The sequence below is a fragment of the Streptomyces rishiriensis genome (genome assembly GCF_030815485.1).
Lineage (GTDB): Bacteria > Actinomycetota > Actinomycetes > Streptomycetales > Streptomycetaceae > Streptomyces > Streptomyces rishiriensis_A.
In genome coordinates this window covers 2722660-2736781 of record NZ_JAUSWV010000002.1, presented here as the reverse complement: position 1 = coordinate 2736781, position 14122 = coordinate 2722660, and the positions used below count along the sequence as shown (strand labels likewise).

At 69.8% G+C, this 14122-nt stretch carries 13 protein-coding genes; 8 read left to right on the top strand and 5 right to left on the bottom strand.

Features of this window, described 5'->3' with window-relative positions; translation table 11 throughout:
* Window positions 1-5: 5 nt before the first annotated feature.
* The 4 genes from chvE to QF030_RS14675 all read right to left on the bottom strand — a co-directional run bounded on the left by chvE (window position 6) and on the right by QF030_RS14675 (window position 4519).
* The gene (chvE, locus tag QF030_RS14690; protein ID WP_307163120.1) at window positions 6-1115 is read right to left on the bottom strand and encodes a multiple monosaccharide ABC transporter substrate-binding protein; all 1110 of its coding nucleotides are present in this window, start codon (window positions 1113-1115) and stop codon (window positions 6-8) included.
* A gap of 151 nt (window positions 1116-1266) precedes the next feature.
* Window positions 1267-2238: a hypothetical protein gene (locus QF030_RS14685; protein WP_307163119.1), complete on the bottom strand. Its 972-nt coding sequence runs from the start codon at window positions 2236-2238 to the stop codon at window positions 1267-1269.
* 119 nt (window positions 2239-2357) lie between these two features.
* Complete coding sequence (locus QF030_RS14680) at window positions 2358-3362, bottom strand: zinc-dependent alcohol dehydrogenase (RefSeq protein WP_307163118.1); 1005 nt, start codon at window positions 3360-3362, stop codon at window positions 2358-2360.
* Window positions 3359-4519 (bottom strand): mandelate racemase/muconate lactonizing enzyme family protein, encoded by a 1161-nt coding sequence (locus QF030_RS14675; protein ID WP_307163117.1) that lies wholly within the window; start codon window positions 4517-4519, stop codon window positions 3359-3361. Before QF030_RS14675 ends, QF030_RS14680 begins: the two co-directional genes overlap by 4 nt.
* 253 nt (window positions 4520-4772) lie before the next feature.
* Between QF030_RS14675 and QF030_RS14670 the strand changes: the two genes are divergently transcribed.
* The 6 genes from QF030_RS14670 to yjfF all read left to right on the top strand — a co-directional run bounded on the left by QF030_RS14670 (window position 4773) and on the right by yjfF (window position 12088).
* Window positions 4773-5642, top strand: a complete 870-nt coding sequence (locus QF030_RS14670; protein ID WP_307163116.1) for an SCO2400 family protein — start codon at window positions 4773-4775, stop codon at window positions 5640-5642.
* Between the two features lie 484 nt (window positions 5643-6126).
* Entirely contained in the window at window positions 6127-7173 is a 1047-nt protein-coding gene (locus QF030_RS14665; RefSeq protein ID WP_307163115.1) for a LacI family DNA-binding transcriptional regulator, read from the top strand.
* A 133-nt stretch (window positions 7174-7306) separates the two neighbouring features.
* A complete protein-coding gene (locus QF030_RS14660; protein WP_307163114.1) occupies window positions 7307-8314 on the top strand; it encodes an ABC transporter substrate-binding protein in 1008 nt (335 codons plus the stop codon).
* A gap of 95 nt (window positions 8315-8409) precedes the next feature.
* Complete coding sequence (locus tag QF030_RS14655) at window positions 8410-9948, top strand: sugar ABC transporter ATP-binding protein (protein WP_307163113.1); 1539 nt, start codon at window positions 8410-8412, stop codon at window positions 9946-9948.
* Entirely contained in the window at window positions 9945-11066 is a 1122-nt protein-coding gene (locus QF030_RS14650) for an ABC transporter permease (RefSeq protein WP_307163112.1), read from the top strand. The genes QF030_RS14655 and QF030_RS14650 overlap by 4 nt, the downstream gene beginning before the upstream one ends.
* Complete coding sequence (gene yjfF, locus QF030_RS14645; RefSeq protein ID WP_307163111.1) at window positions 11066-12088, top strand: galactofuranose ABC transporter, permease protein YjfF; 1023 nt, start codon at window positions 11066-11068, stop codon at window positions 12086-12088. The genes QF030_RS14650 and yjfF overlap by 1 nt, the downstream gene beginning before the upstream one ends.
* A 43-nt stretch (window positions 12089-12131) precedes the next feature.
* Here yjfF and QF030_RS14640 read toward each other — a convergent pair whose 3' ends face one another.
* Window positions 12132-12533 carry an ATP-binding protein gene (locus QF030_RS14640; protein WP_307163110.1) on the bottom strand — a complete coding sequence of 134 codons (402 nt, stop codon included), beginning with the start codon at window positions 12531-12533 and terminating at the stop codon, window positions 12132-12134.
* A gap of 178 nt (window positions 12534-12711) precedes the next feature.
* Here QF030_RS14640 and QF030_RS14635 point away from each other — a divergent pair, with 178 nt between their 5' ends.
* Both QF030_RS14635 and QF030_RS14630 read left to right on the top strand, forming a co-directional pair.
* Complete coding sequence (locus tag QF030_RS14635; protein WP_307163109.1) at window positions 12712-13260, top strand: GntR family transcriptional regulator; 549 nt, start codon at window positions 12712-12714, stop codon at window positions 13258-13260.
* On the top strand, window positions 13257-14051 hold the full coding sequence (locus QF030_RS14630) for a GntR family transcriptional regulator (RefSeq protein WP_307163108.1): 795 nt from the start codon (window positions 13257-13259) through the stop codon (window positions 14049-14051). The genes QF030_RS14635 and QF030_RS14630 overlap by 4 nt, the downstream gene beginning before the upstream one ends.
* Window positions 14052-14122 lie beyond the last annotated feature (71 nt).

The following is a 14122-nucleotide window of genomic DNA, read 5'->3' as shown; positions in this document are numbered from 1 at the left end:
GACGCTTACTTGAGCTGGTCGGCCGTGTAGTAGCCGCCCTCGACGAGGACCTTCTCGTAGTTGGTCTTGTCCACGCTCACCGGCTGGAGCAGGTAGGCGGGGACGACCTTGGTGCCGTTGTCGTAGGTCTTGGTGTCGTTCGTCTCGGGCGTCTTGCCGTTGAGGACGTCGTCGACCATGGTCGTGGCGACCTTGGCCAGCTCACGGAGGTCCTTGTAGACGGTCTGCGTCTGACCGCCCGCGATGATCGACTTCACCGAGGCCAGCTCGGCGTCCTGGCCGGTGAGGACCGGCAGCGGCTTGCTCGCGGAGCCGTAGTCGTCCGACTTCAGCGCCGACAGGATGCCGATGGAGATGCCGTCGTACGGCGAGAGGACCGCGTCGACCTTCTTGCTGCCGTACGACTTGGTGAGGATGTCGTCCATGCGCTTCTGCGCGGTCGCGCCGTCCCAGCGCAGGGTGGTGACCTGGGTGAGGCCGGTCTGGCCGGACTGGACGACGAGCTTCTTGCTGTCGATGTACGGCTGGAGCACGCTCATCGCGCCGTTGAAGAAGTACTTGGTGTTGTTGTCGTCGTTCGAGCCGGCGAACAGCTCGATGTTGAACGGGCCCTTGCCGGACTTCAGGCCGAGCTTGTCGACGATGTAGTTGGCCTGGAGCTCGCCGACCTTGCTGTTGTCGAAGGACGCGTAGTAGTCGACGTTCTTCGTGCCGAGGATCAGGCGGTCGTAGGAGATGACCGGGATCTTGGCGTCGGCGGCCTGCTGGAGGACGTTGTTCAGCGACTTGTTGTCGATGGCCGCGACGATCAGCGCCTTGACACCCTGCGTGATCAGGTTCTCGATCTGCGAGACCTGCTGGTCGGGGTCGTCCTCGCCGTAGACCAGCTTGGTCTTGTAGCCCTTGGCCTCGAGGTCCTTGACGACGTTGGCGCCGTCGGAGATCCAGCGCTCGGAGGACTTCGTCGGCATCGCGATACCGATGGTCCCGCCCTTGGCGCTGTCCGAACCCTCGTCCTTGCTGCCGCCGTCGCCGCTCTGGCCGCAGGCGGACAGGGTCAGGGCGAGGGAGGCGGCTCCGGCTATGGCGGCGAGGGCTGCTCTACGGTTGCGCATGATCATCATCCTTGATGTGGGTGCAGGGGTCGGTATCGCGGTGCGACGGCCGCTCCCGGAGCTACGCCGGGAGGAGGAGAAGAAGTGAAGAAGCGGTGTGTGGGATTCTGCGCGCCTGTGTCGGCTTCTGTGAAGCAGGGTTTCCGGAACGTTATGACTGGATGTCAAAGCGCTTCAGTTCACCCGGCAGGCGAGAACCCAGCGGCGCCATGTCGCCGTCCGCGCCGTGACGTGCCAGAAGGTCCAGGGCGAGCCGCCCGCGCCGCACCCGTTCCCGGGCCGTGGAGAGGGCCAGATCCCGCAGGTGGTGGCCGTACGGGTAGATCCCGGGAGCCTTGGACAGGCCGAACTTGAGATAGAGCGGCGCGCCGCGCCGGATGAGCTCGGCGACCTCGTACATCCGGATGTAGCCGCCGAGATCGTCGGGCGCCTCGATGTACATGTCCATGGGGGCGCCGGACACCCGGCGGATCTCGGTCAGGTGGTCCAGGGTGAGGTCGCTGGGCACGTTGACCGAGTCGGCGCCGAGCTGCTCGTAGACCGCGTACGCCGCCGGATTGACGGGGCCGATCAGCGCCGAGACCTTCAGCGTGGTGTCGGCCGGGATGATGCCGGCCGCACGGGCGCGGTGCAGCGTCCACAGCACGCCCTCGTCGGCGACGAGCAGGCACTTGACACCGAGTTCCGTCGCCCGGACCGCGTCCTCGACGCACCCGGCCACGGCGTCGTGACCGCGGGCGCGCAGTCCGCCGCCGCGCGAGTCGGTACGGGTCGAGCCGCCGATGTCCCAGGTACCGCGCGGCCCGGTGAACAGGCACAGCTCGATGTCACGCTCTGCGGTGGCGTCGACCATCTCGGTGATCTCGGCGTCGGTCAGCATCCAGATGCCGCTGCCCTGGCTGATCCGGTGGATCGGCACGTCGAGGCGCGAGGCTTCCTTGAGGATGACGGCCAGCGCTTCGGGGCCCTCGCACGAAGGGACCTCGGTGCGCCAGCGACCGCCACCGGGGAAGGTGTGGGCGGAGGTGTCGGCGGGGTCGAGGGCGGGCGCGCCCAGGCCGAGCGCGGTGAGCGCCTGCTCACCGGGTCGACGGGCTGCCGTGGCGGAAGCGTCGGTGGTCACATGCCGTCCTTCGTGTTCGATATTTCGGTCAAGGTTCGCGGCTCAGGTCGTGCGGGATTGGGTGTACGCCGGTGCGGGGGCGGTCAGGTCGACCCCGCACCGGCGTACGGCTCAGGGGCTCACGGCTTGAGCAGCACCTTGCCCACCTTCGGATCGCCTGATCCCACCAGGTCGATGGCCGCGGAGAACTCGGCGAGCGGCAGTTCGTGCGTGACCAGCGGCAGCGGATCCAGCAGCCCGGCTCCGAAGACCCGGACGGTGTGCGACCAGGCGTCCGGCGGCGCACCGAAGACGGTGTGCACCTCCAGCTGGCGTACGACCAGATCCGTCGGGTCGAGCCCGTCGGCGCCGGCCGCCGGGATCCCGGTGAGGACCAGCCGGCCACCGCGCCGGAGCAGCGAGGCGGCGGTCCGCGCGGCGGACGCGGACCCGGCGGTCTCGATGACGACGTCGAAGTTGTCCGGGAGTTCCTGGTCCCTGGTCCGGAAGTCCGTGGCCCCGAACTGCCGGGAGAGCGCCTCCCGGTCGTTGCGGGTGCCGACGACCAGCAGCTCGGAGGGCGAGCCGGCCTTCAGGAACTGCACGGCGAACATGCCCAGCGTCCCGGTGCCGACGACGGCCACCTTCTCGCCCGGCAGGGCGCGCGCCTTGATCGCGGCGGCCGCGATACAGGCGGCGGGCTCCAGCAGCGCGGCGGCGGTCAGATCGGCGTCGTCCGGCAGGACGTGCAGCAGCCGGGCCGGCAGGGTGAGGGTGGCCGCCATGGCCCCCGGCTGGGTGAAGCCGGTCTCCTCGTACCCGTCCGTGCACAGCGTCGTCTCGCCCGCGTGACAGCGGTCGCAGACCTGGCAGTTGCGGAAGCCCTCGCCGACGACCTTGCGGCCGACCAGTGACGCGGGGACCCCGGCGCCGACCGCCTCGACCGTCCCGGACCACTCGTGGCCGGGGGTCAGCGGGTAGCGGACGTATCCCTCGGGGCGGTTGCCCTGGTACACCTCGCGGTCGCTGCCGCAGATGCCGGTGGCGTGGACGCGGACGAGCGCCTCGCCGGGTTCCGGCCGTCGCGGCTCGTGCGGGACGAGACGGTGCTCGCCCGGCGCCTCGACGACGACGGCCGTACTCACTTGGTGCTGCCCTTCGGCTTGCGCTGCTCCCAGCCCTCGGCCCAGAGGTCGAAACGGGCCTGCTGCTGCGGGAACTCGGCAGCGGCGTCCACGTCGAGCTCGACACCGAGGCCGGGCGCGTCGGACAGGTGGAAGTAGCCGTCGACGACCTGGGGAGCCCCCTTGACGACCTTCTTGATGTCCGAGTCGGCGAAGTCGTTGAAGTGCTCGAGGATCTTGAAGTTCGGGGAGGTGAACCCGACCTGGAGCGAGGCCGCTGTGAGGACCGGGCCGCCGACGTTGTGCGGGGCGACGAGCACGTAGTGCGCCTCGGCGGTGGCGGCCAGCTTCCTGGTCTCCCAGATACCGCCGATGTGGCCGACGTCCGGCTGGATGATGTCCACGGCCTGGCTCTCGAAGAGCTCACGGAACTCGACGCGGTCGTGGATGCGCTCGCCGGTGGCGACGGGGATGTCGACCTTCGCGGCGACCTTCTCCAGGGCCTTGAGGTTCTCGGGCGGGCACGGCTCCTCCAGCCACGCGGGCTTGAAGGGCGCGAGTTCGTTCGCGAGCCGGACGGCGGTGGAGGGGGAGAAGCGGCCGTGCATCTCCAGCATCAGCTCGGCGTCCGGCCCGATGGCGTCGCGCACGGCCTCGATGAGGGAGACCGCGTACAGGGTCTGCTGGTGGTCCAGCTCGAAGTGCCCGGTACCGAAGGGGTCGATCTTGAGTGCCTTGTAGCCGCGCTCCATGACCCCCTGGGCCGCCTTGTGGTACGCCTCCGGCGTCCGCTCGGTGGTGTACCAGCCGTTGGCGTAGGCCTTGACCTTGTCGGTGACCTTGCCGCCGAGAAGCTGCCAGACGGGCACGCCCAGGGCCTTGCCCTTGATGTCCCAGCAGGCCATCTCGACGACGGCAATGCCGGACATCACGATCTCGCCGGCGCGCCCGTAGTCGCCGAACTTCATCCGGCGCACGAGGTCCTCGACAGCGAATGGGTCGGAGCCGAGAATGTGGTTGACCTCGGCCTCCTTCAGGTAGCCGATGAGTGCGTCGGTGTGACCCAGCATGCGGGTCTCTCCGACACCCGTGATGCCCTCGTCGGTGTGCACCAGGACGTAGGTCAGGTTCCGCCACGGCGTCCCGACCACGTGCGTGCTGATTCCGGTGATGCGCACGGAAGTACCCTTCGCTGTTCGAGATTTCGTCACATGTTCGAAATGCTGGGCAGACAGTAAGGATGACGCGAGGCGAGTGTCAATGGGTCGAACAGGTAACGGTTTCGGCAGTTTCGGTACTCCTTTCGGAAGTTGGCCTGTCGACATGTGTTCCAGGTCACTCGAAGCGTCGCGCCGGTATGGCCGGTTCCCACACAACTTTCACAGGCGAACCCGGGAACGCGCCCTTCCGGGAACTTAGTCTCTCCGCGTCATGGATTACTGCCACCCGTGCCGACGGCACCTCAACGGCGCCCTCGCCTGCCCGGGGTGCGGCGCGCCTGCTCCAGAGCTACGCGCGTATCCGCCCGGCCCGCCCGGCCCCGAGCCGTACGCGCAGGCCGCGTCGGCGCACGAGGCGCTCGGCGCCCCGGCCGGTGGCGATCGCGGCATTTCCGACGGCCGGGACGACCACGGCGAGCGCGACGACCACGGCGAGCGCGACGACCACGGCGAGGACGATCACGGCGGGCGGCGAGCCGAGAGCGGCGAACCGCAGGGCCGGGCCGCGCGCCGCCGTGAGCAGGGCCGGGGTGGCCGGCGCGGATCTCCGGGCCCGGCCGCCGCGCCGGAGTCGAGCCGCCGTGACCGCAAGGCCTCGGCCCACCGAAGACGCCGCAAACGCATCGTCCTGATCGCCGTCGGCTTCGCGCTCGCGGCCGGCGGCCTGAGCCTGGCCGAACTCGGCGTGGACGCACCGGGGTTCGGCTCGCCCTCGAACCCGGCGGCGGCCGGCGGAGAGGCGTCCGAGGTCGACGGGTCGTCGTCGGGACCGAGCGCGTCCGCGCAGCCCCTGGACGACCGGACCGACACGGGCGCCGGCAACTCCTCGTCCTCCCCCAGCCCTTCCGCCTCCCCGTCGGCCTCGGAGTCCGCGAAGGACGAGTCGGCCACGCCGAGCCCGGACAAGGAAGCCCAGTCGGCCCCCGTCCCCGGCTCCTCCGGGCCGACCTCCGGGTCGACCCCGTCGGGCGGGGATCCGGGCTCGGGCTCCACCGGGACCGCCGAACCGTCGACGCCGGCCGCGTCCCCGGATCCGTCGCCCTCGCAGACGTGCACGCGCTTCCTGTGGTGGTGCTCGTAGGGCTCTCCCGGAGCGGACCGCTCCGCCCCCGGCCACGCCGAGCGGCCGCCATGTGGGCCGTCCACGACGGTGCGCCGGGCGCCCCGGTATGGCCGAAATCGTCGTGCGCCGACACGGGTTCGTCGTGTTCCGGCCGCAGGGCCCGTCGTCGGGTCGCCGCCGGGTAGCCGGCCCAGGTCGGCCTTTCGGCCTCTGACCAGCGACGATGTGCCGCCTCCGGTAAGCGCGTTATGGAACCGTGACGAGCTTCCCGTGCAACCCTCTTGACCGCCGTGAATTGTTAGCGCTCACAATGACCTCCGCATTCACCAGTCGGCGACGACGTCAACACGGGAGGTACGGGGACCGTGCCCGCAGTGTCCCCACTCGCTTTTCCCGCCGGTGCCGTCGGGCCCGCCGGGATCCCGGAGTGAAGCCGGCGGGGCGGAACGGTCCGCCCACGCCACAGGACTTATCCGCAGACGAGCGCCAAGGAGGTGCGGCCGTGACACACACCCGGCTCCGGCCGCCCACCATGGCCGACGTGGCACGCCTGGCCGGCGTGTCCCACCAGACCGTGTCCCGCGTGCTGGGGGAGCACCCCAACGTGCGGGAAGAGACCCGGGCCAGGGTGCTGCGGGCGATCGAGGAGATGGGCTACCGCCGCAACTTCTCCGCACGGGCCCTGGCCACCCGGCGCACCCGGACACTGGGCGTGGTCGCCTCGGACACCACCCTCTACGGGCCGGCCAGCACGCTGTTCGCGCTCGAGGAGGCGGCGCGGGCCGAGGGGTACCTCGTCTCGACGGTCAGTCTGCGCGAACTGACCATGGAGAAGCTTGCCGAGGCCCTGGACCACCTCAGCGAGGGCGGGGTGGAGGGAGTGGTCGCCATCGCCCCGCAGCGGTCGGCGGTGGACGCCCTGACCGAACTGCGCCATCCGTTCCCGGTGGTGGTCGTGGGCGGCGGGCCGGGCATGGACATCCCCCGGGTCGGCGTGGACCAGCACCTGGGGGCACGGCTGGCGACCGGCCACCTGCTGGCCGCCGGCCACCGCACGGTCTGGCACCTCGCCGGACCCGAGGACTGGCAGGAGGCGGCCGACCGGGCCGCCGGCTGGCGGGCGACCCTCGAAGCGGCGGGCGTCGAGCCGCCCATGCTGCTGCGGGGGGACTGGAGCCCGCTGTCGGGCTACCGTGCGGGCCAGGAACTGGCCGGCTGGGTGGGCCGAGGGCTGACCGCCGTCTTCGTCGCCAACGACCAGATGGCGCTGGGGGTGTTGCGGGCCCTGCGGGAAGCGGGCGTCCGGACTCCCCAGGACGTCGCGGTGGTCGGCTTCGACGACATCCCGGAGTCGGAGTTCTTCGCTCCGCCGCTCACCACCGTCCGGCAGGACTTCTCGGCGGTGGGCCAGCGAGGCATCGCGCTGCTCCTGGAGCAGATCGAGGGCCGGCCGGCCGCCACGACGCCCCGCATCGCGATCGAACCCCAACTCGTCGTACGCGCAAGTACGTTCCCGAGCGCCGCTCAACCGGAGGGCGTACCCCTCTGACGACCCCGTCGGACGCCCCTGACCAGCAGTGTGGCCGAAATACCGAACAATGATCGACAGGCTGGACGTATGCGGCCGGTCCGTCGAGTACCAGCAGGTCCATCCCCGGGCCGGCTCTTCAAAGGAGAAGAACATGCTCAGCAGAAGGAACTTCCTCACCGCGGCGGTCGGCGTGGCGGCGGCGGGCGGCCTGGCGGCCTGCGCCAAGGAGGACGACAGCGCGTCCAGCGGCTCCTCCGGGGACGGCGGCAAGGCCATCACGCTCGGCTTCTCCCAGGTCGGCTCGGAGAGCGGCTGGCGCAGCGCCAACACGGACTCGGTGAAGGCGGCGGCCAAGGAGGCGGGTTACACCCTCAAGTTCTCCGACGCCCAGCAGAAGCAGGAGAACCAGATCTCCGCGATCCGCAGCTACATCACCCAGGGCGTCGACGTCATCGCCTTCTCGCCGGTGGTCGTCACCGGCTGGGACGCGGTGCTGAAGGAGGCCAAGGCCAAGAAGATCCCCGTGGTCCTCACCGACCGCTCCGTCGAGACCTCCGACGAGTCCCTGTACGTGACCCTGGTCGGCTCGGACTTCACCGACGAGGGCCGTCGCGCCGCCAAGATCCTCGAGAAGGTCATCGCGAAGGCCGGCCTCAAGGGCGCGGTGAAGATCGCGCAGCTGGAGGGCACCACCGGCGCCGCCCCGGCGATCGAGCGGGCCAAGGGCTTCAAGGAGATCATGGACGCCGAGCACGCGAGCGACTGGAAGGTCGTCGTCAGCCAGACCGGCGACTTCACCCGCGCCGGCGGCAAGCAGGTCATGGCGGCCTTCCTCCAGTCCAACCCGGACATCAACGTCCTCTTCGCGCACAACGACGACATGGCCATCGGCGCCATCCAGTCCATCGAGGCGGCCGGCAAGAAGCCCGGCAAGGACATCCTGATCGTCTCGATCGACGGCGTGAAGGACGGCTTCGTGGCCATGTCCGAGGGCAAGATCAACGCCATCGTCGAGTGCAACCCGCTGCTCGGCCCGCAGCTGATGGACGTCGTCAAGAAGGTCAAGAACGGCGAGACGGTCGAGCGCTGGATCAAGACCAAGGAGGGCGACTTCATGCAGGACCAGGCCGCGGCCGCGCTCCCGAGCCGCAAGTACTGACCGACCGCACCCACCGGCAGGGAGCCTCCGGCCGACCGAGCCGTCGGCTACGGGGCTCCCTGCGGGCCTGAACGAATCTCAAGAGGAGCGCTGCCATGGCAGAGCCACGGCCCGTCCTGGAAATGACGGGCATAGTCAAGGAGTTTCCGGGGGTACGGGCTCTGTCGGACGTCGACTTCCGGCTCTTCCCCGGCGAGATCCACGCCCTGATGGGCGAGAACGGCGCGGGCAAGTCCACCCTCATCAAGGTGCTCACGGGGGTCTACTCCCTGGACGGCGGCACGATCACGCTGGACGGCACGACGGTACGGATCGGCAGCCCGCTGGAGGCCCAGCAGGCCGGCATCAGCACCGTCTACCAGGAGGTCAACCTCTGCCCCAACCTGTCGGTGGCGGAGAACATCTTCATCGGACGTGAACCGACCCGTATGGGCCGCATCCAGTGGAAGCAGCTGCGCCGGCAGGCGGCGGAGCTGGTGGACCGGCTCGGGCTCGACATCGACGTCACCGCCCCGCTGTCCTCGTACCCGCTGGCCGTCCAGCAACTGGTCGCGATCGTGCGGTCGTTGAACACCGGTGGCGGTGACGGCGAGGGACCGGGCACCAAGGTGCTGATCCTCGACGAGCCGACCTCCAGCCTCGACCGCGACGAGGTCCTCCAACTCTTCGCGCTGATGCGGCGGTTGAAGGACGAGGGCGTCGCGATCCTGTTCGTCTCGCACTTCCTCGACCAGATCTACGAGGTCTGCGACCGGATGACCGTACTGCGCAACGGCACCCTCGTCGGTGAGCACATGGTGCGCGACCTCGACCAGGTCGGCCTCGTCCAGCTCATGCTCGGCAAGGCCATGGGCCAGCTCGACGAACTCCACGAACACCAGCTGCACTCCGACGCGGGCGAGACCCTGCTCGAGGCGGACGGCCTCGGCCGGACCGGCGGCATCGCCCCGTTCGACATGAAGATCAAGAAGGGCGAGGTGATCGGGCTCGCCGGCCTGCTCGGATCGGGCCGCACCGAACTCGCCCGGCTGCTCTTCGGCGCCGACCAGCCGGACACCGGCAAGGTGACCATCGGCGGCAAGCAGGTCTCGATGAGCGCCCCGAACGACGCGATCGACGCCGGTGTCGCCTTCTGCTCCGAGAACCGCAAGAGCGAGGGACTGGTGCCCGACCTGACGGTCCGGGAGAACATCATCCTGGCCCTGCAGGCCTCGCGCGGCTGGACCCGGCCCATCCCGGTCGCCCAGCGCGACGAACTCGTCGCCAAGTACATCAAGGCGCTGGACATCCGCCCCGCCAACCCCGAGGCGAGGGTGGGCCAGCTCAGCGGCGGCAACCAGCAGAAGGTGCTGCTGGCCCGGTGGCTGATCACCCAGCCGAAGCTGCTGATCCTGGACGAGCCGACCCGCGGCATCGACATCGGGGCCAAGGCGGAGATCCAGAAGCTCGTCGTCTCCCTCTCCGAGGACGGCATGTCGGTGCTGTACATCGCGGCCGAGCTGGAGGAGGTGCTCCGGCTCAGCCACACCATCGGAGTGCTGCGCGACCGCCGGCTGGTGGCGCAGATCACCAACGGACCCGAGATCACCCCGAGCCGGATCCTGGAGACCATCGCGAGCGGAGAGCACCAGTGACCACCTCTTCGACCACCTCTTCCCGGTGGCGAGCGCTGACCCACCACCACCTGTTCTGGCCGGTGGCGGTCCTGGTCCTCCTGCTGCTCGTCAACGTTCCCTTCACCCCCGACTTCTTCTCGATCAAGATGGCCGACGGCCACCTCTACGGCAGCCTCGTCTCGATCGTGCTGTTCGGATCGCCCCTCATCCTGGTGGCGGTCGGCATGACCCTGGTCATCGCCACCGGCGGCATCGACCTCTCCGTCGGCGCCGTGGTCGCCATCACCGGGGCACTGGCCTGCTCGTACATCAGCGACCAGTCCGACCAGGGCGCCCTGGCCGGGGTGCTGCTCGCCATGGGCCTGGGCCTGCTGGCGGCGGTCGTCTGCGGTCTGTGGAACGGCTTCCTGGTCGCCAGGATGGGGATCCAGCCGATCATCGCGACCCTGATCATCATGGTCGCCGGCCGCGGTGTCGCCCAGCTGATCACCGACGGCCAGATCATCACCATCAACAGCGAGCCCTACAAGCTGATCGGCGGCGGCTACTGGCTGACCCTGCCGTTCTCCATCTTCGTGGTGGCCGCGGTCGTGGCCGTCACCGTGGTGCTGACCCGCCGCACGGCACTCGGCCTGCTGGTCGAGGCGGTCGGCGGAAACGCCGAGGCCAGCCGTCTGGTGGGCATCAGGTCCCGGCGCATCAAGATCATGGTGTACGCGTTCTGCGCGCTCTGCGCGGGCATTGCCGGCCTGATGATCAGCTCCAACACCTCGGCCGCGGACGGCAACAACGCCGGCCTGTGGATCGAACTCGACGCGATCCTCGCCGTGGTGATCGGCGGCACCTCACTCCTCGGCGGACGGTTCTCCGTCGGCGGCACGGTGGTCGGCGCCCTCGTCATCCAGACCCTGACCACCACGATCTACACCATCGGCGTGCCCACCCAGACCAACCTGGTCTTCAAGGCCGCCGTCGTCATCGTCGTCTGTCTGCTCCAGTCCCCGAAGTTCCGCGCCAAGGTGTTCGGCGCCAGGTTCGGCGCCGGGTCCGGAGCGAAGGGAAGCGGCAAGCCGGCCGCGGCCCCGGCGGACCCCACCGCGGCGTCCGAGGCCGCCCCCAAGATGGAGGTGTCGTGATGAGCGCGACCACCCAGTCCCCGACGGCCTCCGAGAGCCGTACCCCGTCCGGGGCGGCGCGTCTGCTGGGTGACCGGCGCCTGCCCGTCGCGGTGACCGCCCTGCTCTTCCTGCTGATGTACGGCGTGGGCCTGAGCCGCTACCAGAACTACGGCTTCGGCGAACCGCAGGTCTTCCTGAACCTGTTCATCGACAACGGCTATCTGCTGGTCGCCGCGGTCGGTGTCACCTTCGTCATCCTGTCCGGCGGCATCGACCTGTCCGTCGGTTCGATGATCGGGTTCACGACGATGTTCACGGCCTGGCTGGTGGAGCGCCAGGGGCTGCCCCTGCTGCTGGTGATCCCCATGGCGCTGGGCGTGGGCGCGCTCGGCGGCTTCCTGATGGGCTACGTGATCCACAACTTCGAGATCCAGCCCTTCATCGTGACCCTCGCCGGCCTCTTCCTCTTCCGCGGCCTGTGCCTGGTCATCAGCAAGGAGTCGATCTCGATCAGCGACTCCTCGGTGAGCAGCATGGCCCAGGCGCAGGTGTCGCTGGGGATGGGCTTCCTGTCGATCGGCGCGATCGTCTCGCTGGTCGTCCTCGCCGTGGCGTTCTACGTCCTGCACTACACCCGCTTCGGGCGCCGGGTGTACGCCATCGGCGGCAACGAACAGTCGGCCATGCTGATGGGGCTCCCGCAGGGCGGCACGAAGATCGCGGTGTACACCGTGAGCGGGTTCTGCTCGGCGCTGGCGGGGCTGCTCTTCACGCTGTACATCCAGTCCGGCGACCCGTTGCACGCGACCGGCATGGAACTCGACGCGATCGCCGCGGTGGTCATCGGCGGGACGCTGCTGACGGGTGGCTCCGGATATGTGCTGGGCACCCTGTTCGGCGTGCTGGTGCTGGGCCTGATCAAGAGCATCATCCAGTTCGAGGGCACGCTCAGCTCCTGGTGGACGAAGATCGCCACCGGTGTGCTGCTGTGCGCGTTCATCCTGGTCCAGCGCTTCATGACGACCCGTAAGAAGACCTGAGCCGAGGGGACGAGCCCGGCCCCGCGGGGCCGGGAGCCCGTCGTCAGGGTGTTCCGGGCCGGCTCTCCGTCTTGAAGGTCGCCCACACCGTCTTGCCGACGGCGTGTTCGGTGATGCCCAGGTCGTCCGAGAGTTCCCGGGCCAGGTAGAGGCCCCGGCCCGAGCAGGCGTCGGGCGTCGGCGGGTCCGCGGGCTCCGGATGGTCACCGGTGTCGCGTACGGCGAGCCGGACCAAGGGACCGTCGAGGGTGAGGGTCACGCAGTACTGCCTGCCCGGGGGCACTCCGTGCAGCAGGGCGTTCGTGGCGAGTTCCGACACGCACAGTTCTATGTCGTCCAACCGGTCGACGCAGTCCCAGTCGCTCAGCACCTGGTGGACGAAGACCCGGGCGGCCCGCACGGAGGCGCGCGAGCGGGGGAAACGACGTTGCCGTGACAGGGGCACGGGGGCACCTCCGGTGGTTCTGGGGCGTCCTGCGGCGAAACCTTACTGTTATTCGCGAAAGGTAACAAGGTAGTGAAGGGTGGCTGAGGGTGGCTGAGGGTGGCGGTTGGCGGATGAGCCAAGTCGCCTACCGTGTAGGGCGGCAGGGTCGAAAGAACGGTCGGCCGTAGGAGGAGTCGTGGGTGCTGCGAGTGGATGGGTCAGCACATCGTTGCCGTATCTGACGCCACGGGGCACCGGGCAGGGCGGGGACGCCTGGGCGGCCGAGGCCGCGGCCCGGGGCCGGCGCGGCGCCCAGCGCATCCTGCACGCCGGTGAGGTGCCCGCCCCCGCCGACGTGGCAGCGCTGCTCGGCGTCCCCGAGGGCGAGCCGGTCGTCGTACGCCGACGGCTGATCCTCCTCGACGAGGAGCCCAGCGAGCTGACCGACTCGTACTACCCGACGGCCATAGCCGCGGGCACCCGTCTCGCCGGGACCGCCAAGATTCCCGGCGGAGCCCTCACCCTGCTCGCCGAGCTCGGTCACGTCGGCGTCCTCGTACAGGAGGACGTCACGGCCGGCATGCCGGACGAGGAGGAGCGCGAGGTCCTGCGGACCGCCCCCGAGGAACCGGTCCTGCGGCTCGTCCGGCTCACGCTGGACCACGCCGACCGCCCGATCCAGGTCGACCGTATGGTGATGCCTGCCCTACGGCAGAGGCTGCGCTACCAGATCAGGATCGGATGACCGTGCCCAAGGCAGACCCGGAAGCCGTCGACCGCCGCTCCCTGCACGAGCGGATCGCGGCCGATCTGCGCGACGACATCATGAGCGGAGAGCTCGCCCCCGGCGCCAACCTGCCCACGACGGCCCGGCTCAAGGAACGCTTCCGGGCGTCGAGCGCGACGGTCCAGAAGGCCCTACAGCTCCTCAAGGAGGAACGCCTGGTGGTCGGCAGGGCGGGCGCCGCCGTCACCGTCCGCGAGCACCGCCAGCGCACCGTCCGTCCGGCCGCGCTCATGCGGCCGGGCATCCCCGGGGCGCCCTACCGCTGGCTCGCCGAGGCGGCCAGGCACGGCACGAACGCCCGCATACAGCTGCTCGACGTGGCCGAGAGTCACCCGCCCGCCGACGTCCGCGCCGCCCTGGATCTCCCCGCGGACGGCATCGCGGTGCTCCGCGGCCAGATACTCCTCGTCGACGACGAGCCCGCCGAGCTCGTCGAGTCCTACTACCCGCTGGACATCGCCCGGGGCACGCCCCTGGCCGAGCCCCGCAGGATCAGGGGCGGCACCCCCGCCCTGCTGACCGAACTCGGCCACCCGCCCCGCCGCAGCACGGACCGGGTCTCCGCCCGGGTCCCCACCCAGGTCCAGTACCAGGCCCTCCGCCTCACCAGCGGCATGCCGGTCCTGCGCACCCTGCGCGTGGTCCACACCGACGGCGACCGCCCCGTCGAGGTCACCGTGATGGTGAAGGCGGGCCATCTCTACGAACTGCAGTACGAGTTCACGGGCGAAGGGCTGGAGGGAACGTGACCGTGCTCGTCCGCACGGGATCCGCGTGCTCGTCCCCGGCGGCGGTGCCTGTGTCCGGGTCCCGGCGCGAG

What these genes read in the sequence shown, in the direction of transcription:
- QF030_RS14630 (WP_307163108.1), top strand. Translation starts at nt 13,257, where the DNA reads ATGACCGTGCCCAAGGCAGACCCGGAAGCCGTCGACCGCCGCTCCCTG.
- QF030_RS14660 (WP_307163114.1), top strand. Translation starts at nt 7,307, where the DNA reads ATGCTCAGCAGAAGGAACTTCCTCACCGCGGCGGTCGGCGTGGCGGCG.
- chvE (WP_307163120.1), bottom strand. Translation starts at nt 1,115, where the DNA reads ATGCGCAACCGTAGAGCAGCCCTCGCCGCCATAGCCGGAGCCGCCTCC.
- QF030_RS14670 (WP_307163116.1), top strand. Translation starts at nt 4,773, where the DNA reads ATGGATTACTGCCACCCGTGCCGACGGCACCTCAACGGCGCCCTCGCC.
- yjfF (WP_307163111.1), top strand. Translation starts at nt 11,066, where the DNA reads ATGAGCGCGACCACCCAGTCCCCGACGGCCTCCGAGAGCCGTACCCCG.
- QF030_RS14655 (WP_307163113.1), top strand. Translation starts at nt 8,410, where the DNA reads ATGGCAGAGCCACGGCCCGTCCTGGAAATGACGGGCATAGTCAAGGAG.